This is a genomic window from Saccharothrix carnea (genome assembly GCF_003014735.1).
GTDB lineage: Bacteria > Actinomycetota > Actinomycetes > Mycobacteriales > Pseudonocardiaceae > Actinosynnema > Actinosynnema carneum.
In genome coordinates this window covers 101,743-120,585 of the sequence record NZ_PYAX01000019.1, presented here as the reverse complement: position 1 = coordinate 120,585, position 18,843 = coordinate 101,743, and the positions used below count along the sequence as shown (strand labels likewise).

At 72.0% G+C, this 18,843-nt stretch carries 14 protein-coding genes; 7 read left to right on the top strand and 7 right to left on the bottom strand.

Annotation, left to right across the window (positions count from 1 at the left end; translation table 11 throughout):
• Positions 1–10: 10 nt before the first annotated feature.
• The 3 genes from B0I31_RS35470 to sigJ all read right to left on the bottom strand — a co-directional run bounded on the left by B0I31_RS35470 (position 11) and on the right by sigJ (position 2,800).
• The gene (locus tag B0I31_RS35470) at positions 11–490 is read right to left on the bottom strand and encodes a carboxymuconolactone decarboxylase family protein (protein WP_106619770.1); all 480 of its coding nucleotides are present in this window, start codon (positions 488–490) and stop codon (positions 11–13) included.
• Positions 491–570: 80 nt separating this feature from the next.
• On the bottom strand, positions 571–1,641 hold the full coding sequence (locus B0I31_RS35465) for a class I SAM-dependent methyltransferase (protein ID WP_245950667.1): 1,071 nt from the start codon (positions 1,639–1,641) through the stop codon (positions 571–573).
• A 202-nt stretch (positions 1,642–1,843) separates the two neighbouring features.
• Positions 1,844–2,800, bottom strand: coding sequence for an RNA polymerase sigma factor SigJ (gene sigJ, locus B0I31_RS35460; RefSeq protein WP_106619769.1), 957 nt, complete (start codon positions 2,798–2,800; stop codon positions 1,844–1,846).
• Positions 2,801–3,000: 200 nt separating this feature from the next.
• Here sigJ and wrbA point away from each other — a divergent pair, with 200 nt between their 5' ends.
• Together wrbA and B0I31_RS35450 are read left to right on the top strand one after the other, a co-directional pair.
• Positions 3,001–3,609 (top strand): NAD(P)H:quinone oxidoreductase, encoded by a 609-nt coding sequence (gene wrbA / locus B0I31_RS35455; RefSeq protein WP_106619768.1) that lies wholly within the window; start codon positions 3,001–3,003, stop codon positions 3,607–3,609.
• A gap of 300 nt (positions 3,610–3,909) precedes the next feature.
• Positions 3,910–4,908 (top strand): class I SAM-dependent methyltransferase, encoded by a 999-nt coding sequence (locus B0I31_RS35450; protein WP_106619767.1) that lies wholly within the window; start codon positions 3,910–3,912, stop codon positions 4,906–4,908.
• A gap of 76 nt (positions 4,909–4,984) precedes the next feature.
• Here B0I31_RS35450 and B0I31_RS35445 read toward each other — a convergent pair whose 3' ends face one another.
• Both B0I31_RS35445 and B0I31_RS35440 read right to left on the bottom strand, forming a co-directional pair.
• Positions 4,985–6,055: a methyltransferase gene (locus B0I31_RS35445; RefSeq protein ID WP_245950666.1), complete on the bottom strand. Its 1,071-nt coding sequence runs from the start codon at positions 6,053–6,055 to the stop codon at positions 4,985–4,987.
• A gap of 53 nt (positions 6,056–6,108) precedes the next feature.
• Positions 6,109–7,695, bottom strand: coding sequence for a class I adenylate-forming enzyme family protein (locus tag B0I31_RS35440; protein WP_106619765.1), 1,587 nt, complete (start codon positions 7,693–7,695; stop codon positions 6,109–6,111).
• Between the two features lie 473 nt (positions 7,696–8,168).
• Between B0I31_RS35440 and B0I31_RS35435 the strand changes: the two genes are divergently transcribed.
• Genes B0I31_RS35435 through B0I31_RS35425 form a run of 3 tightly spaced genes read left to right on the top strand, consistent with a single transcriptional unit; the run spans position 8,169 to position 10,992 of the window.
• A complete protein-coding gene (locus B0I31_RS35435; RefSeq protein WP_106619764.1) occupies positions 8,169–9,302 on the top strand; it encodes a type III polyketide synthase in 1,134 nt (377 codons plus the stop codon).
• Entirely contained in the window at positions 9,290–9,847 is a 558-nt protein-coding gene (locus B0I31_RS35430) for a cupin domain-containing protein (RefSeq protein WP_106619763.1), read from the top strand. The genes B0I31_RS35435 and B0I31_RS35430 overlap by 13 nt, the downstream gene beginning before the upstream one ends.
• A 5-nt stretch (positions 9,848–9,852) precedes the next feature.
• Positions 9,853–10,992: a DegT/DnrJ/EryC1/StrS family aminotransferase gene (locus tag B0I31_RS35425; protein ID WP_106619798.1), complete on the top strand. Its 1,140-nt coding sequence runs from the start codon at positions 9,853–9,855 to the stop codon at positions 10,990–10,992.
• A gap of 45 nt (positions 10,993–11,037) precedes the next feature.
• Here B0I31_RS35425 and B0I31_RS40975 read toward each other — a convergent pair whose 3' ends face one another.
• Positions 11,038–14,538 (bottom strand): ATP-binding protein, encoded by a 3,501-nt coding sequence (locus B0I31_RS40975; protein WP_219910957.1) that lies wholly within the window; start codon positions 14,536–14,538, stop codon positions 11,038–11,040.
• 769 nt (positions 14,539–15,307) lie between these two features.
• Between B0I31_RS40975 and B0I31_RS35415 the strand changes: the two genes are divergently transcribed.
• Together B0I31_RS35415 and B0I31_RS35410 are read left to right on the top strand one after the other, a co-directional pair.
• Positions 15,308–17,656, top strand: a complete 2,349-nt coding sequence (locus B0I31_RS35415) for a SpoIIE family protein phosphatase (protein ID WP_106619762.1) — start codon at positions 15,308–15,310, stop codon at positions 17,654–17,656.
• Between the two features lie 46 nt (positions 17,657–17,702).
• Positions 17,703–18,086, top strand: coding sequence for a hypothetical protein (locus B0I31_RS35410; protein ID WP_106619761.1), 384 nt, complete (start codon positions 17,703–17,705; stop codon positions 18,084–18,086).
• Between the two features lie 64 nt (positions 18,087–18,150).
• Here the strand turns inward: B0I31_RS35410 and B0I31_RS35405 are convergent, their stop codons facing one another.
• Complete coding sequence (locus B0I31_RS35405; RefSeq protein WP_181320701.1) at positions 18,151–18,555, bottom strand: STAS domain-containing protein; 405 nt, start codon at positions 18,553–18,555, stop codon at positions 18,151–18,153.
• Positions 18,556–18,843: the final 288 nt, after the last annotated feature.

The following is an 18,843-nucleotide window of genomic DNA, read 5'->3' as shown; positions in this document are numbered from 1 at the left end:
TGTTCCCACCTCAGAGGAGTGCCTTGCCGGGCTCGTAGTCACCGGCGTGCGGCAGCTGTGCGATGACGTTCACGCGGTTGAAGGCGTTGATGATGGCGATGAGCGCCACCATGGCGGCGAGCTGCTCCTCGTCGTAGTGCTTGGCGGCGTTCGCCCAGACCTCGTCCGGGACACCGCCGGCCGCGTCGGCGATCCGGGTGCCCTGCTCGGCCAGGTCCAGGGCGGCGCGCTCGGCCTCGGTGAACACCGTGGCCTCCCGCCAGGCCGCGACCAGGCTGAGCCGCACCGGGTCCTCCCCGGCGTGCAGGGCCTCCTTGGTGTGCATGTCGACGCAGAACGCGCAGCCGTTGACCTGGCTGGCGCGCAGCCTCATCAGCTCCGCCGTCGTGGCCGGCAGCTTGGTGCCCACGACCACGTTGTGCGCCGAAGTGAGGTACTTCAGGACCTTGACCGCAACCGGGTTGCCGAAGAGGTCCAGGCGAGCTTCCACGGTGATGCTCCTCTACAGGTACTGGTGTGTGCACATCTTCGACGGAGCAGCCCGCCGGGATGTGAGGAGCGAATGGACGGTCAGGCGGCTTTCCGCGCGGTCAGCACGGCCTGCAGCGGCAGCGCGTCCGCCGGGATGGCGGCCGGGTCCTCGACGATCACCTTGGTCACCTCGAACCCGCACTCCTCCAGCCAGCCGCTCCAGCTCGACAGCTTCTGCGGCCCGCCCTGGCCCATCGCGCAGCCGAGGAAGAACGCGGGGTAGAAGTCGACCGAGCGGGAGTCGTGGTCGCGGACGTCGTCCTGGTACACCGGGACCAGCACGTTGACCTGCCCGCCGACGTCCAGCGACTTGTTGACGTTGCGCAGGATCCTGAGCACCTCGCTCTTGTCGAACAGGGTGAAGAAGTGCCGGATCAGCACGATGTCGAACCCCGTGGGCACCTCTTCGAAGACGTCACCGCCGAGGAACGAGCAGTGCTCGGCCACGCCGTGGGTGCGGAAGTTCTCCAGGCACTCCTGTTCCTTCTCCGGCAGGTCGAACGTCGTCACCCGCAGCCCGGGGGAGGACTTCAGCCGGTAGGTGTTGATCGCGCCGAGGCCCGTGTTGCCGGCGAGGTCGAGCACCCGTGCACCGGCCGGGATGTCGACGTTGTCGAAGAACCAGGGGTCGACGCGGGCGGTGCCCGCGTCCATCGCCGTCGCCCAGGACTCGCGCAGGTCCTTGTGCTCGGCCACGGCGCCGAACAGGTTCCCGTCGTAGCCGTAGAACTCCTTCAGGCCGACGACGGTGCCCTCGCGCACGCTCTCGGTGAGGTAGAACAGCTGCCTGAGCATGGTGACCTTGACCAGGTCGAGGAAGACGAGCACCCGCTGGAGGTCGGCCTCCGGCAGGCGGGCGAGCGCGTCGAGGGAGTAACCACCCGTCGCCGCGTCGTAGGCGAGGAAACCCTCCTTGACCGGCAGGTGCAGGAGCTGTTCCACGGCGTCCGGCTTGGCGCCCACGGCGTTGCCGAGCGCCACCGCGTCCAGGCCGGGCTGCTCCCGAAGCGCGTCGATCAGGCCGAGCTCGAAGCAGGACAGCAGGTTCATGAACCGCGCGGGTCCCACCATGTAGTCGCGGAATCGGGCGAGCGTGGCTTCAGGCGTCATTCGACCAATCCTTCGAGTTTGTCGTCTCCACCGCCGCGCCGGGCGTCGCTCACCCGGCGGGTGCGGGAGGACCCGTGGCGGTGTCGGGACGACGGCCACCCGGCAACCGCTCCGCCGCCGGACCGGGCCGCCGCAGCCGTGGCAACCGCACACCGCTTCGGGCGCGGCAGCAGCATCGGCCACCGGACTTGGCCGGGACTGGTCAGCGGCTTGGCGCCGGCTTGGCGGCTCCCGGCCAGGGGCGGAGCTTCTCGGGGTTGCGCACGGCCCAGATGTGCTTGATCCGGTCGCCCGCCACGTCGAACGCCATCACGGTCACCGTGATGCCCTCGTGCTGCGCGACCAGCCCGGGCTGGCCGTTGACCGTGCGCTCCAGGACCGTCAGGCCGGGCACCCGGTCGAGGAGGTCCACGAAGTAGCGCGCGACCCGCTCGCCGCCCGCGACGGGGTGGAGTTCGGCGCTGGCCAGGCCGCCGCCGTCCGCGACCGTCGTGACGGCGGGGTCGAGCAGGCCGATGAGGGCGTCGATGTCCTTGGCCTCCCACGCCTGCTTGAAGTCCCGGACGACGTCGGCACGCCGGACCGCCGCGGCGGCGGGCGCCTGCGCCGCGCGCACGCGTCGCCGGGCGGAGGTGGCGAGCTGGCGGCAGGCGGCGGGCGTGCGTCCGACGATCTCCGCCACTTCGGTGAACGGGTAGCGGAACACGTCGTGGAGGATGAACGCGACCCGCTCCGCCGGCGTCATCGACTCCAGCACCACGAGCAGCGCCATGTTGATCGACTCGTCCAGGGTGACGCGGTCCGCCGGGTCGCCGGTGGCACCGCCCGACCGCCCGCCGACCCACTCCGCGTGGTCGGGCAGCGGCTCCGGGATCCACTCGCCGACGTAGCGCTCCCGGCGGGATCGCGCCGAGCGGAGCTGGTCCAGGCAGATCCGGCTGGCGACCCTGGTCAGCCAGGCGCCGGGGGAGTCGATGGCGTCCTGCTGCGACCGTGACATGGCGTACCAGCGGGCGTAGGTCTCCTGCACCACGTCCTCGGCGTCGGCCAGGGAGCCCAGGAGCCGGTAGGCGAGGTTGATCAGCAGGCGACGCTCGCTCATGATCGCGCTCAGGCCCGGGTCGGTCGTGCCGTCCCCCTGCTCGGACTGCGTGCTCATGCCGTCGCCAACCCCCTCGGCCGCGCCTCCACCGTGCGACGGGGCCGGAGTGAGCCGCGTCACCTCACACTACGGGGGATCGCGTCGTCGTACTGGTGGAGACCGGTCGTGACCCGGGGTCGGGAGTCCTGCTCCCGCTCGGCCGGCCGCGCCCTCCGGCACCGCCCACACGATCAACCCGCGAAGGACGAAAACCGATCATGGATTCCGTGAACGTCGCCATCATCTACTACAGCGCCACCGGCACCGTACACGCCTTGGCGCGGGCAGCGGCCGAGGGCGCGGAGAAGGCCGGCGCCCAGGTGCGACTTCGCAGGGTGGCCGAGACCGCCCCCGAGCAGGCGATCGCCGCCAACCCGGCGTGGGCGCAGCACGTCCAGGACACCGCCGACGTCGTCCAGGCAGCGCACGACGACCTCGACTGGGCCGACGCGGTGCTGCTCGGCACCCCCACCCGGTTCGGCAACCCGAGCAGCCAGCTGCGGGCGTTCATCGACACCACCGGCCCGCTGTGGTTCGCGGGCAAGCTCGCGGACAAGGTGTACTCGGCGTTCACCGCCTCCAACACCGCCCACGGCGGACAGGAGTCCACCCTGCTGGCGCTGGCGAACACCTTCTACCACTGGGGCGGCATCATCGTGCCCCCCGGCTACACCGACCCGATCCAGTTCCAGTCGGGCAACCCCTACGGCGCGTCCCACGTCGGCGGCAGCGAGGCGCCCAACGACGTGGCCCTGCAGGCGGTGGCCTACCAGGCCCGCCGGGTCGCCGAGACGGCCGCGGCCCTGAAGGCCGGCCGCGCCGCCTGAGCCCTCCGCCCATCGCGGCGGCGACCCACCCGGGCCGCCGCCGCGCCACGGCGCTGCCCACATGACGCTTTCCGCACTGCCCGCGCCGCATGGCGCTGCCCGCCCGGCCCGGCACGGCATGGTGCTGCGCTGCTCGCCCCGCCCCGCCGCACCGCCCGCAGCGTCCGCAGCGCACGGCCCGGGGTGCCACAGGTCGTGCCGCGCCGTCGTCACCCGTGCGCCAAGTCGACCGCAAGCCGGTGGCAAGCCCGATGAGCGACGGTACGGGCGCACGGCCCACCCCGGACCCAGGAAGGCGGCATGGACGACACCCAACCGACGCCGGATCGGATTTTGCAGCTCATCAACGGCTACTGGGCCACCGGCATCCTCGGCGCGGCGGCGAGCCACTCGTTGTTCACCCACCTCGACGCGGGCACCGACACCGCGGACCGGCTGGCCGCCGCGGCCGGGATCTCCGAGCGGGGTGCGCAAACCCTGCTGGACGGCCTGGTCAGCCTGGGACTGGTCGAGCTGAGCGGTGGCCGGTACCGCAACACCCCTGAGGCGGCCGCGTTCCTGGTCGAGGGGCGGCCCGCCTCGCTGAGCGAGTTCGCCAAGCTCAAGCTGGGCCACATGGGCGCCCTGACGGCCCTGCCCGACGTGGTCCGCGCCGGTGGACCGGTGACCGACGCGACGGTCGAGGTGGCCGACAACCCGCACTGGGAGAAGGTGGTCACCGCCATCGCCGCCCAGTCGGTCCCGGTGGCGAAGATCGCCGCCGAGGTGCTCGGGCTGGCCGACCGAGGCGAGGTCTCCGTCCTGGACGTGGGCGGCGGATCGGGCGTCTACTCGGCGATCTGGCTGTCGCTCAACCCGGCCGCGCGCTCGACCCAGCTCGACTGGGGCCCGATCAACGCGATCGCCCGCCGGCTGCTCGCCGAGAAGGGCGTGGCGGACCGGTTCACCTGCGTCGACGGCGACCTGCACACCGCGGACTTCGGCCTCGCCGAGTACGACATCGCGGTGTACTCCCACATCGCCCACCAGGAAGGCCCGGAGGACAACACCGCGACCTTCACCAGGCTGCGGGACGCCCTCAAGCCCGGTGGCACGCTGGTCGTCAACGACTACGTGGTCGACGACGACCGGAGCGGCCCGCCGTTCGCCCTGCTGTTCGCCTCCGAAATGCTGCTCAAGAGCAAGCAGGGCGGCACCTGGCGGCGGGCCGACTACGAGTCGTGGCTGAGCAAGGCGGGCTTCGAGGACATCACGTTCCAGCCCACCGGGTCGCCCGCCACCCTGATCTTCGCCCGATAACGCCGAACCCGACGACACCGAACCCCGCAACGCGGAACGCGGCCGTCCCACCAGGACGGCCGCGTTCCGCGTCGGCTCAGGGGTTCTTCGTCGCGGACAGGATGCCCGGCACGGGGATGACGTCCTTCGGGATCTCCGCCGGGTCCTTGGCGATCGCCCGCGTCACGGTGAACCCGCGCTCCTCCAGCCAGCGCCGGTAGGTCGACAGCTTCTGCGGCCCGCCCTGGCCCATGGTGGCGCCGAGGAAGAACGCGGGGAAGAAGTCCACGTTGTAGTTGTCGGTGTCCGTGATGTCCTCGGGGTAGACCGGCACCATCACGTGGACCTGCCCGCCGTCGTTGAGCGACCGGTGCACGCCGTCGAGGATCCGGAACACGTCGTCCTGGTCGAACATGTCCAGGAAGTGCTTGATCAGCACCACGTCGTAGCCCTGCGGGATGTTCTCGAAGACGTTGCCGCCGATGAACGAGCAGTGCTCGGCCACGCCGTTGGCCCGGAAGTTCTCCAGGCACTCCCGTTCCTTCTCGGGCAGGTCGAACGTCGTCACGTGCAGCCCCGGCGACGCCTTGTGCCGGTAGGTGTGGATCGCGCCGAGCCCGGTGTTGCCGGCGAGGTCGAGCACCTGCGCACCGGCCGGGATGTCGACGTTGTCGAAGAACCACGGGTCGATGCGCTCGGTCACCTTGTCCATCAGCGTCGACCACGCGTCGCGCAGGTCCCGGTGCTGCTCCACGGCCCCGTACAGGGTGCCCTCGTAGCCGTACAGCTCCTTGAGCCCGACGACCGTGCCGGTCCGCACGCTGTCGGTCAGGTGGAACAACTGCCGCAACGCCACGACCTTGATCAGGTTCATGTACGCGAGCGCCCGCTTGAGGTCGGGCACGGGCACGTCGGCGAGCGCGTCGAGGGAGTAGCCGCCGGACTCGCCGTCGTAGGCGATGAAACCCTCCTTGACCGGCAGGTGCAGCAGCTGCTCCACCGCGTCCGGCTTGGCGCCGACCGCCTTGCCGAGGTCGACGGCGGTCTGCCCCGGCTGCTCCCGCAGCGCGTCGACGATGCCGAGCTCGAAGCAGGACAGCAGGTTCATGAACCGCGCGGGTCCCACCATGTAGTCACGAAGTCGCGCCAGCGTTGCGTCCGGTGTCATCGCGCTGATCCCCTCGGTTGGTCGTGTGTCGCGAAGTGCGGCCGGGGTCCGGGTCACGCCCGGTTCCCCAGCTGGTCCTGCAGCCGGCGGGACAGCTCGAGCCGCTGGACCTTCATCGTGGCGGTGCGGGGCAGCTCCGCCCGCGGGATCTGGATCGGGTCGGCCAGCTGCGGGAAGTCGGCGACGGCCGAGCGCCAGCGGTCGCGGTCCAGCGGCCGGTCGTCGTGGGTGCACACGACCGGGATCGCCTCGCCCTTCGGTCCGGTGACCACGACCAGCTCGTTCAGCTCGCCGATCCGGCCCAGCAGGACGTCCTCGACCTCCAGGCTGCTCTGCACGCCCGGGATCATGTCCACCTCGCGGTCGAGCATGTGCAGGCAGCCGAGCTTGGTGAAGTAGCCGACGTCGCCGGTGCGCCACCACTTGCCGCGCAGGTTCTCGTCGAACCGCTCCTGCTCGCCGAAGTAGGTCTGGGCGTTGCCCTTCCAGCGGACCTCGATGAAGCCGGGGTTGTCCTTGGACGGGCGCTTGCCGTCCCGGCTCACCACGCGGACCCGCGCGCAGCCCGGCATGGCCCAGCCGACGCACCGCCCGTCTGCCTTGTGCGCCGACCGCAGGAAGTACGGCCTGCCGACGGCCGGGCCGACCTCGCTCTGGCCGTAGATCTGGAAGAACAGCGGCGAGCGCCGTTCGGACGACTTGAGCAGCCTGCTGATCGTGCGCGGGTGGATCGCGTCGAAGGTGGTGCTGAAGTACTTGATCGACGCGAACGGCTTGCGCTCGTCCTCGGCGAGGTCCTCCCACTCCATCAACGAGTTGGGCAGCACCTCCAGGAACCCGGGCCGGTGCTCGCGGAACAGGTCGGTGACGGCGTCCGGGTCGGACTGCTTGACCAGCAGCACGGGCATCGCCCGCACCAGCGCCAGCGCCATCGCGGCGAACATCCGCGAGTGCACGAACGGGATGTGGATCGCGACCGTCTCCCGGTTGCGCATCAACGCCAGCAGCCACTGCTGCGGCCGCAACCGCAGGCGCATGCTCTGCGGCGTGTGCACGACGAGCTTGGGCAGGCCGGTGGTGCCGGAGGTGTGCGTGATGAGCGCGGGTTCCTCCGGGACGCGGAACACCGGTCGCACGCGCGGCGACCCGGCCAGCTCGGACAGCGACGCCGTGCCCGGCCTGCTCCCGGCGACGATGATCACGCTCGCGGTGCGCTCCGCCAGCGGCACCTCGGCCAGGGGCCCGTCGAGCTTGGGCACGTCGGTGAGCAGGTGCGGCCGTTCCAGCCGGTCGAGCAGGGCGCCCACGGTCGGGCCCTTCAGGGCGGGCGACAGCATCACCGGCACCGCCCCGATCCGGGACGTCGCGCTGGCGAGCACCCACGCGTCGAAGTTGGCGGTCTTGTAGATCGCGACGTGCTCCGCGGGCCGGACACCGGCCGCCCACAGGCGCCCGGCCAGGTCGTCCACGTGACCGGCCAGGTCGGCCACGGTCATCCGCCGACCGGCCTCGGGCAGCACGTCCAGGTCGTGGTCGAGGGTGAGCGGCGTCGAACCGTTCCTGGCGGCGGCCACCTCCGGCACGATGCCGGGGTAGAGACCGCGCTTCCACATCGAGTCGTGGATCATGGACCCCTTCATCCAGACTTGCTCCTTCCGGGTGTTCGACGAGGAGTCGGGCCGTCACCGGCTCGGCGGAGCGCGAGGGCACGCGCGGGCGAGCGCCGAGGTGCGGCCGCACCGCTCGCCGAGAACCGGGCACGACGTGATCGCGGCGACCTGGCCTTCGCGCTGCCCGCCCTAGCATCGACACCCGGACTTGGCCGGGACTGTCGAACGGGTTGGCCCCGACTTGGCGGCACCTTGGCGCAGCGGCCGCGACCGGCCGAACGGATCACCGCGCACGGTCCCCGGCGGCCCTGCGGCGCACCGGAAAGCCTTGGTGGCGCGAGAAGCCCGCGCCAAGTCGATCACAAGCGCGATGGGGGACAGTCAGGGCGTATGCCCGAGCCGACCCTCGAACCGCGCCGTCGCAGCCGCACCACGCTGTTCCGCAGACGGGTGGCGTCGGGGTTTCGAGGACCACTCTTACGTGCAGGGGGTTGCGGCCAGACATGCCCATCTTGTGCAAGCCGTCGGTGCGCGTGCCGGAACACGTGATCACCATGGAACAGACCCTGGAGTTCGCCGAGAGGGTGCACGCAGGGAAGCCGCAGCTCCCGCTGGCGCTGAGGTTGATCCAGAACACGGGCGTGCTGAAGCGGCACATCGTGCAGCCCATCGAGGAGACCCTGCGCCACCCCGGTTTCGAGGAGCGCAACCGCATCTACGAGATCGAGTCCAAGAAGCGCTGCCCCGAGGTCATCGAGGAGGCCCTGGCCAACGCCGGCATCGTGGCGCACGACGTGGACGCCATCATCTACGTGTCGTGCACCGGTTTCCTGATGCCGTCGCTGACCGCGTGGCTGATCAACACCATGGGCTTCCGGTCCAACACCCGCCAGATCCCCATCGCGCAGCTGGGTTGCGCGGCCGGTGGCGCGGCGATCGGCCGGGCCCACGACTTCTGCACCGCCTACCCCGAGGCCAACGTCCTGATCGTCTCCTGCGAGCTGTGCTCGCTGTGCTACCAGCCGGATGACGACGGCGTGGGTTCGCTGTTGTCCGATGGGTTGTTCGGCGACGCGGTCGCGGCGGCCGTGGTGCGGGGCAGCGGTGGCACCGGTGTGTCGCTGGAGCGCAACGCCTCCTACCTCATCCCGAACACCGAGGAGTGGATCTCCTACGCGGTGCGGTCCACCGGCTTCCACTTCCAGCTCGACCGCCGGGTGCCCGGGACGATGGAACCGCTCGCCCCCGTGCTGCGCGAGCTGGCCTCCGACCACGGCTGGGACGTCGCCGACCTCGACTTCTACATCATCCACGCGGGCGGGCCGCGGATCCTGGACGACCTGAGCAAGTTCCTCGGCGTCGACCGCACCGCGTTCCGGCACAGCTGGGCGACGTTGACCGAGCACGGGAACATCGCCAGCGCGGTCGTCCTGGACGCGCTGCGCAGGCTGTTCGAGGAAGACCTGGTCACGCCCGGGGCCACCGGCGTGATCGCGGGGTTCGGCCCGGGCATCACCGCGGAGATGGCGGTGGGCCGCTGGGCCGTCGACATCCCGGGCCGACGTGGTGCGTCGGCGATCCACTCCGAGCGGGACTTCGCGCACGACGCAGGGAGGCAAGCCACATGGACGGCCTGATCGTCCCACCAGGCCAGGGTCGGAAGCTGACCACGAAGGCGCAGGACGTCACCTTCAAGGTCACCGGCGCGGACGGCTCCGCCGTGTCGACCTTCGAGGTGGTGGTGCCGCCCGGGTTCGACGTCGGCGCGCACGTCCACGAGCGCACCGGCGAGTTCTTCTACATCCTCGACGGCGAGCTCGAGCTCCTGGCGTTCGAACCGGTCGAGCGCAAGGGGGACCGTTGGCAGGACTGGGAATCGCCGAACGGCGACCGGGTCGTCCGGGCCGGCACGGGTAGCTGCATGTTCGTCCCGACCGGCACGCCGCACGCGTTCCGCAACCCCACCGACAAGCCGACGCGCATGCTGTTCCAGAGCTACCCGGCACCCGACCACGAGCGGTACTTCGAGGAGATCTGCGAGATCTTCGCGGCCGGTGACGACGTGGACCCCGAGGCCGTGCAACGGCTGCGCGACCGCTACGACGTCAAGCAGATCACGCCGCTGCGCTACGAACCGCCCGCACTCGAGCACGTAGGCGCGCCACTGGTGAGCGAGAGGTGACCGCGGTGGACCCGATCCCCCTCGTCAAGGCGAGCCTGGGCGAGCAGGAGCTGGCGGCCGTCGCGGAGGTGTTCGCCTCCGGCTGGCAGGCCGGTCAGGGCCCGAAGGGCAAGGCGCTGGAGGCAGCGCTGATCGAGCGCTACGGCGTCGGTGACGCGGTCGCGCTGAACAACTGCGGCTCCGCGCTCCACCTGGCCCTGCTCGAACTCGGCGTGGAGCCGGGCGACGAGGTGATCGTCGCCGACTACACGTTCCCGGCCCCGGCCCACGCGGTGCACTACGTCGGCGGGGTGCCCGTCTTCGCCGACGTGCGCGCCGACACCGGCACGGTGGACCCGGCGGCGGTGGAGGCACTCATCACCCCGCGCACGGTCGGCGTGATCGCGGTGGACACCGTGGGGCTGCCCGCCGACTACGCGGAGCTGAACGCGATCACGGAACGCCACGGGCTGTTCCTCGTCGAGGACGCCGCCTGTGCCGTCGGCGCGACGTACCGGGGACAGGAGGCGGGCGCGCTGGCGCCGGTGGCCTGCCTGTCGTTCCACGGGCGCAAGGGCATCACCAGCGGCGAGGGCGGTGCGCTGCTCACGGCCGACCCGGCGCTCGCGGCCGGTGCGCGGCTGCGGTCGTCGTTCGGCATCGGCAGCATCTTCGACAAGGCGCAGGTGGTCGGCCTGCCGATCCCCGAGTTCACCGGGATCGGCTACAACTACAAGCTGTCCGACATCGCCGCCGCGATCCTGCTGGTGCAGCTGGGCCGCATCGGCGAGCTGCTGGAACGCAGGCGCGCGGTCGCGGCCCGGTACGCCGAGCTGCTCGCCGACGAGGATCTCGTCACCCTGCCGCACGTGCCCTCGGACCGCACCCACGCCTGGCAGTCCTACCTGCTGACGCTGGACCCGGACGTGGACCGCGCCGGGGTCGCCGCCGACCTGCGTGCCCAGGGGATCGGCTGCGGGCACGGCACCTGGGCCAGCCACCTGCAGCCCGTGTACGAGGCGAAGCAGCAGTGCCCGACCTCGGCGGACCTCTTCCGGCGCCAGTTCGCCGTCCCGATGCACGCCGAGCTGAGCCTGGACCAGGTCGAACGCGTCGTGGCGAGCTTGCGCGTCGCGCTCCGCGCCCACGCCTCGACCCGGGTGTAGTGCCGCGGCCGGTGCCCGTGCCTCGCACGGGCACCGGCCGCGTGGTCAGCAGGGTGCGGAGATCACCTCGAACCGGCGGGCCAGCTCGACCGCGCCACGCACCTTCGCCAGCCACGGCACGGCGCCGATCCGCCGGATCGTGTCGGTGGCGACGGCGAGGTCGGCCAGGGCCGCGTCCGGGTCGCCGAGGGCCAGGGCCGCCTCGGCGGTGAAGTAGGCCACCGACCCGCTGATCACCAGATCCGGCGCCGAGCACGTCAGGTGGCGGTAGGGCAGCAGCCGGGCCCGCCACCGGGCCACCAGTTCGGTCTCGCCGAGCCGTGCCGCGGCCAGCAGCGCCCAGCAGCGGCCGTAGAGCCACAGGTGGTCCTCTTCCGGCCCGCGCGGGAAGCGGTGCAGGGCGATGCGGGCGTCCCGCATCCGGCCCGCCTCCACCAGCGCCATCACCAGCACGGCCTGCAACGCGGGCCGGCCGGACGATTCCGCGGTGGCGCGCAGCTCGTCGACCAGGTGCCGTCCCTCACCGGTGAGGTACGCGGCCTCCCAGCGCTGGATCGCGCGGTTGAACCGGGCGTCGGCCCAGGACATCCGGGCACACCGGTCGTAGGTCGTCAGGCTCAACTCGTCGGCTTCCGCCCAACGACCGCCGAGCAGCAGCAAACCGGCCCGGGACCAGCGCAGCCGGGTCGCCAGGGCCGGGCTGCGCCGCTCCGCGTACTCGGCCGCTCGGTCCAGTTCGGCGGCGGCCTCGCCGACCCGGCCGAGGGCGACGAGCACCTGGGCCCGGATCCGCCTGGCCCGCGCCTCGGTCGACGGCGGCAGGTCCGGCAGCGCCAGCAGCTCGGTGGCCGCTTGGAGGCGCTGGTCGAGGTGGTCGGGCCCGTCCAGCGCCACGGCGCGCAGGTGCAGGAGCTGGGCCAGCTCCGCGTTCTCGGTCGAGAGCCACGCGATGGCCAGGGCTTCGTCCGACAGCGCGGCCCGGCCCGCCGCGTCACCGTCGTGGCGGCGGGCGACGGCCAGGCAGGACAGCAGGAGCGCGTGCTGGACGGGGTCCGTGACGTGCGGCCGTGCGCGTTGCAGCACGTCGACGAGCCGTTGGTCGACCTCACCCCGGCCGGTGGACCCCAGGTCGAACTCGGCCACGGCCGCGAGCGCGGTGGTGACGAGCCGGGACGTGTCCGGTGCGCCGGGTGCCGCGAGGAGGTCCTCCATCGCCTGGCTGAACACCGCCAGCCCGTCGCGGAAGTCCTCGGCCCGGTACAGGGCCGCGCCCAGGCCGACGAGCAGCGGGTGCCGGTCCACGTCGTCCTGGCCGGCCAGGTCGGCGGCGGCCACGGCCTGCCGCCACAGCCGTGCCGCGTCCTCGGGTGCGAGCTCGGTGTCGGCGACGCGGGCCGCGGTGGCGGCGTGGGCGGCGGCCTGCGCGGCGGCGGACGGGTCGAGTTCGGCGGCGGGCAGCCAGTGCCGGGCGATCTCGGCCGCCCGCTCGGTGCTGTCGGTCCACGCCTTGGCCGCCGCCGCGCCGATCCGCCGGTGCACCAGCGCACGGCGCAGCCGCCCGGTCGTCCCGTACAGCACCTCGGCGGTCAGGGCGTGGGTGAACCGGAACCAGCCCAGCCGTTGCTGCTCCTCCACCACCAGCCCCGCCGCGACCGCCGTGTCGAGGGCTTCCAGCGCCGCCTCGACGTCGACCGACGCGACCTCGGCGACGACCTCGATGTCGAACTGCCGACCGGCGATGGCCGCCACCGTCAACAGCTCGGCCGCCGTCCGGGGCAGCCGGGCGACGCGTCGCAGCACCACTTCGCGCACCGGCACGGGCACCGGCACCGTGTGCGGCTGGTCCAGGCGCTGCTCACTGGTCAACAGCTTGACGAGTTCCCGCAGGAAGAACGGGTTGCCCTCGGTGCGGGCCCACAGCTCCTGCGCGGTGCGCCCGCCGACCTCGCGGCCGAGGACGGCGCACGCCAGGCTCCGGGTCTGGCGCAGGTCGAGGCCGGTGAGCTCGATCCGGGTCATCTCCGCGCGGGCCAACGCGGCCAACGTCCGGGACAGGACCGCCGCCTCCTCCGACCGGTAGGACACGACCAGCAGCAGCCGGCTCGCCGGCACGGACTCCGCCAGGTGCGCCAGCAACCGCAGCGAGCACGGGTCCGCCCGGTGCAGGTGGTCGAGCACCACCGCGAACGGCGCCGCGTCCGACGCGGCGGTGAGGTAGTGGACGATCGCCTCGAACCGGCGCAGCTCGGCACCGGCCACGTCGGCGTCGTCCGCCGGCCGCCGGTCACCGTCCAGCAGCCGTGCGACCGGTTCCGGCGTCGAGGCCGGCGGGAAGTGGGTGACCGCGGCGCGCAGCACCTGCTCCCACGGCCACAGCGGCGGTGCGTCGACATGCTCCGGGCAGGTGCCCCAGAGCACCGGTACGCCCGCTCGTTCGGCGAACCGCCGCAGCAGGCTGGTCTTGCCGATCTCCGGCTCGCCGGACACCGTGACCACCCGACCGCTTCCGGTCGCGGCCGCGGCCAGCGCGTCGGCCAGTTGCCGCAGTTCCGCCTCGCGGCCGACGAAGACCTCACCGTCCGCGACCGGCGGCGGGGATGCGCTGGTCGTGACGATCGCGACCGGCGCGGGCGGGGCGTCGTCGTGTGTGACGACGGGCTCGTCGGTGGCCACGAGCGTCGGGGTCGGCTGCCAGTCCAGCGTCGGCGACTGGTTCAGGATCTCGTGCTCGAGCTGCTTCAGCGCGGGCCGGGGATCGACGCCCAGTTCCTCCGCCAGCCGCATCTGGATGGTCCGCAGCACCTTCAGCGCGTCGGCCTGCCGCCCGGCGCGGTACAACGCCAGGGTGAGCAGTTCGCAGCCGTATTCGCGCAGTGGGTGCGCCTGCACGAAGGCTTCCAATTCGGCCACCGCGACTTCGTGCGCGCCCACCGCGAGCAGTGCCGCGCAACGCGCTTCGACCACTGATAATCGCAATTCGTCCAGTCGCGCCACCTCGGGCGCGACCCAGGTGGCGCCGGCGACTTCCGAGTAGGGCCGCCCCCGCCACAGCGCCAACCCCGCCTCGAACTCGCGCAACGCCTGCCGGGAATCACCCCGTTCCAATGCCTGCCAGCCCGCTGTGGCGTGTTCGCCGAACCGGTGGACGTCGACGTCCACGGCGTGGCCGTCCAGCACATAGCCCTGGGAACAGGTGCGTAAAACGGTCGCCGGTGTCCGCGGCGCCCGCTGCGGTTCCAGCACCTTGCGCAGATTCGCCACGTACGCCTGCAACGAGGTGATGGCCGAGGGCGGCGGGTGGCCCGCCCACAGCGCTTCCAGCATCACGTCCACCGCCACCGGCTGGCCGACCCGGCTGACCAGCAGTGCGAGCAGCGCGCGTTGCTTGGGCGTGCCCAGGTCCACCGGCTGTTCGGCGACCACCGCTTCGAGCGGGCCCAACGCGCGCAGCTCCACCGCCGCGCGTGCGGCACCGGGTCGGCCCGGCGGCGGTGCCTCGGTCCACCGGACGGAGCCGGGCAGCGTGCCGGGGGTCGTGGCGGTCACTGTCGCTTCGGTCGTGCGCCGGGTCCTCATGCAAATTCCGGGGCGTTTCGGAAGAGCGGTCGGGTTGTCGCGTCTGAGTGCACGGAATTGGTCCTACCTTTCCCATGACTCCACAACTCGTCGTCAACGACACAGCCGGGGCGACTGCGGCAAGGAGCGAGCCGCCTGATTTGGACTCACCTACATCTATAGCACCACCTCGGCGACGGCGTATACGACGTGCCGAACCTGCCTGAGCCTCGTCAATGCCGATCCGGGCGCCATTCGACGATTCGAATGGGCCGTGCGTGCGACCGGGACCGCAGCACCCGCCGATTGGCGTGGTGATGTGCACGTCGCGCGCGAATCACCCGCGATCGGTCGGTTCGGCGCAAGCGTCGATGCCTGGCTCACCGCGCCGTCGGCGGGTTTCCGTTCGGGTCCGGACGTGCGTCGGTTCGGCGCCGCGAAGGGTGCCCTACCACCGCCCGGTCGGGCTCGTCGGTCTGCCGGAACGGGTGCGATACGCCCGGTGGCCCAGGGCGCACCCGCCCGTGTCATCCGCTTCGCCCGTCCGCTTGGCTGTCACCAGGACCTACCCCCAGCAGGTGTTCACAGAGCCGAAACGTGCGGGCCAAGGATTTCAACTCGGTTACCGGATCGCAAGCCCTGGCACAGCACTGTGCCAAGGCCTGGGCACGCACGGTAATCGGGCGGGAGTGCGGTCGTGGGTGGGGGCGGGGTGGGTTCGGCTGGCCCGGGGCGGTCGGGCGGGTGATGCTGGGGGGTGATGGCAGTCCAGCGGGATCCGACCGGTTCGGCGCTGGCCGATCTTGTCGCACGCCAGCGTGACGAGATCGACCGGCTGAGGGCGGCTGCCCGCAGGCAGGCGGTGGTCGAGCAGGCGAAGGGCGTGCTGGCCGAGCGGCTCTCCTGCCGTCCCGACGAGGCGTTCGAGGACATGGTCCGGCTCGCCCAGGCGACGGGCAGCGACCTGGCCGTCATCGCGGCGGGGGTGCTCGGCGTGCCGGCGCCGCCCGGGCCGCCGTCCGACTCGCCCACCGAGCCCACCGACGCCCTCTTCGTCCCGGACCGGTCCCTGCGGCAGGTCGACATCCCGAAACCCTCGCCGGCGCCCCTGCGCGAACGCACGCCGCAGCCGGTGGCGCTCGCGGCGATCGGCACCGCGGCCGACCCCGAGGACCTGGCCGACCTCGTCCGCGAGCACGTCGGCTGCGACGGCGTGCTCGTCTACCTGCTCGAACCCGATGGCGGGCTGCGGTTGGAAGCCGTCGCGAACGTGCCCGCCAAGGTGCGGCTGGAATGGGAGCGCGTGCCGTTGCGGCTCGAGACGGGCGCGCTCGCCTCGGTCCTCAGCGGCCTGCCGCAGTGGTTGCCGGACCTGGAGGACGCTCGTCGGCGGTACGTCCTGATCGGTGAACCGGCCACGGTGTGGAGGTCGCGCGCGTGGCTGCCGTTCCAGGACCAGACGCGCGTCGCCGGTGTCATCGGGCTGTTGTGGTCGGTGGACCACGACTTCTCGGCCGAGGAGCGGTGGGAGCTGGAGGTGCTGGTCCGGGCCGCGGGGTCCACGCTCTTGGCGCTGGTGAGCGCGGAAGCCGCCAGGCAGGGCCGCAACTGGACGCTCTGGGTGCAGCACCTGCTGGACGTGCTGCCCGGCTCGGTGGCGCTGCTGGGCGCGGTGCACGGCGCGGACGGGGAGGTGGTCGACTTCCGGTTCGAGGCGGCCAGCCCCGACGCCACGGACTTCTCCGGCCGCCGGTACCAGCAGCTGGTCGGGCGGACCGTCCTCACCAGCTACCCGACCGTCGCGGGCACCGAGCTGTGGGACGCCTACCACCGCGTCCTGCGCACCGGGGTCCGGGAGGTGGTCAGCATCTTCGACTACGAGGAGAACACGCCCGGCCTGCCGCAGCACGGCCGCTACACGTTGACCATCGGCAAGTTCGGCGACGGACTGATCCTGGCCTGGCACGAGCACGAGGACCCGTTGCAGCTCGAACGGCTGCGCAGCGTCCAGCGCCTGGGCAACATCGGCTGGGGCGAGTGGAACCTGGTGACCAACGAGATCGACTGGTCCGACCAGCTCTACGTCATCTTCGACCGCGACCCGGCGCTGGGACCCATGTCGCTGGACGAGATCCGCGCGTCCGTCCTCCGCGAGGACCTGCCGATCCTGCAGAACGCCGTGCGGCGGATGCTGGAACGGGGCGAGGGCGCCGACTCCGAGCTGCGCCTGATGGCGGGCGACCAGATCAGGTGCGGCCGGTTCATCGGCGAACCGGTGCTGGACGTCGAGGGCCGTCCCGTGCGGCTGGACGTGGTGCTGCAGGACGTGACCGCGATGCGGCGGGCGGAGAAGCGGGTGTTCGACCTCAGCGAGCAGTTCGCGCAGGAGCACCAGGTGGCGGACCACCTGCGCTCCGCCGTGCTGCCGCTGCCGAGCCGTCCGCTCGACCTGCCGGGGATGAAGGTCGCCGTGCGCTACCTCGCGGCCGAGCAGTGGGCGGAGGTCGGCGGCGACTGGTACCACGCGTTCCCGATCGACGACGGCAGCACGCTGCTGGCCATCGGTGACGTCGCCGGTCACGGCCTGGCGACCGCGGCGGCGATGGCGAAGCTGAGGTACGCGGCCACCGGTGCCGCGCTGACCAACCCCGACCCGGCCGGTGTCCTCGACGTGCTCAACCGCATGCTGACCGGCGGTGGGGGAGTGACGCTGGCCTCGGCGATCGTCGGCAGGTTCGAGCCGACCACCCGCCGGCTGTCGTGGGCACAGGCGGGCCACCCCGCGCCGCTGCTGCTTCGGTCGCACGAAGTGCACCGGCTGGACCGTCCGGACGGCCCGATCCTCGGTGCCGTGCGGGGAGCGGTGTACGCGACGGCGCGGATGCTGCTGGCGCCCGGTGACACGGTGCTGATGTTCACCGATGGCCTGATCGAGCGCCGTCCGTCCGCGGGCGCCCGCGGTGACGACCTGGAACGCCTGATGGACGAGATCCGGGGGTTCATCGCGGACCTCGACCCGGAGGAGATGCCCGAGGCGCTGACCTCGCGCCTGGTGCCCGCGACCCCGTTGGACGACACGTGCATCGTGGCCGCGACGATCACGGCCTGATCGTGCGGGGCCGATTGCGGCCGGCCGGAACGGGTACACGTCCGGTATGAGCACGGAGGACCTGAACTCGTACGCGGAACCGCAGGCCACCGGGTCGCCCGACGCGGTCGAGACCGATCCGGCGGGCCTGAACAGCGCCGAGGACCTGGACGAGGACCGGATCAGGAAGGACCCGCTGGAGTCCGGGATGGACCCGCCGGAGGGGTGGTCCGGGGTCACGAAGTACGGCATGACGCCGTGGGAGGAGTCCCATCCCCGGCCGCTGGCGGACCGGCTCGCCGAGGAGCAGCCCGAGGTGTCGGTGGACCGGCCGGCCGGCGAACCGGTCGACCCGGGCGAGGGTGTCATCAGCCGTGACGCCGACGACCAACCGGGAGCGGAGATCCGCAGCGAGGCCGAACGGCGTGGTCAGGCGGCGGATGACAGCTGAGCCGCGGTGGTACGTGGAGTCCCGGCGCCGCTGCGGGGTGCCGGGTCTTCACCGTGCCGGTGGCTCACTGGTGCGCCACGCGTCGTCTCTGGGGCAGGTCGTCCGCCCGCACCGCAGCGATCGCGTCGGCCAGCGTCGGGTGGACGTCCACGACCTCGCGCACGAGGGTGATCTCCAGGGGACGCAGCACGGCCCGGCGGTCGGTGGCGACGGCCAGCGCGACACCGCGGCGCTCTGCCCGTTCGATGGCCTCCACCAGCAGCTGGATACCGGCCGAGCCGAAGAAGTCGACCTCGGTCAGGTCCACCACCAGCCCGGCGGGCCGCTGGTCCAGCTGGGTGACGAGCGCGGTGCGGACCGGCGTCTCGCAGGCCATGTCGATCTCGCCGACGACCTCGACCACGGCGACGTCGTCGTGGTGGTGGACGCGGGTGGTGGTCGCGGGGGTATCGGTGCGGGTGTCGCCCACAGGGCACTCCTCGGTTGGTACGAGAACCAACAACCGAGCTTCTGCTCAACCCGAATCGTCGTTCCGCGCAGCTGATCGTGGCGGCTGGACACCTCAACGTTACGACGCTCACCGCGGTTCCACAACCACGGCGGCCCGCACGCGGCGTCACGCCTGGTGAGAGGGCTGACAAGTGCCACCGGTCGTCCCGCCGGTGGCACGTGGCGTGATCCGCGCCCCGACCGGCGTGCGGCGGCGCGGTACCCGAACCGACCGACGAGTCGCGGCCGGGCGGCAGTGGGTCGAGGC

Bases quoted from the DNA above. Each gene is read 5' to 3' on its own strand.
- B0I31_RS35465 (WP_245950667.1), bottom strand. From the start codon at position 1,641: ATGACGCCTGAAGCCACGCTCGCCCGATTCCGCGACTACATGGTGGGA.
- sigJ (WP_106619769.1), bottom strand. From the start codon at position 2,800: ATGAGCACGCAGTCCGAGCAGGGGGACGGCACGACCGACCCGGGCCTG.
- wrbA (WP_106619768.1), top strand. From the start codon at position 3,001: ATGGATTCCGTGAACGTCGCCATCATCTACTACAGCGCCACCGGCACC.
- B0I31_RS35450 (WP_106619767.1), top strand. From the start codon at position 3,910: ATGGACGACACCCAACCGACGCCGGATCGGATTTTGCAGCTCATCAAC.
- B0I31_RS35445 (WP_245950666.1), bottom strand. From the start codon at position 6,055: ATGACACCGGACGCAACGCTGGCGCGACTTCGTGACTACATGGTGGGA.
- B0I31_RS35440 (WP_106619765.1), bottom strand. From the start codon at position 7,695: ATGAAGGGGTCCATGATCCACGACTCGATGTGGAAGCGCGGTCTCTAC.
- B0I31_RS35435 (WP_106619764.1), top strand. From the start codon at position 8,169: ATGCCCATCTTGTGCAAGCCGTCGGTGCGCGTGCCGGAACACGTGATC.
- B0I31_RS35430 (WP_106619763.1), top strand. From the start codon at position 9,290: ATGGACGGCCTGATCGTCCCACCAGGCCAGGGTCGGAAGCTGACCACG.
- B0I31_RS35415 (WP_106619762.1), top strand. From the start codon at position 15,308: ATGGCAGTCCAGCGGGATCCGACCGGTTCGGCGCTGGCCGATCTTGTC.
- B0I31_RS35410 (WP_106619761.1), top strand. From the start codon at position 17,703: ATGAGCACGGAGGACCTGAACTCGTACGCGGAACCGCAGGCCACCGGG.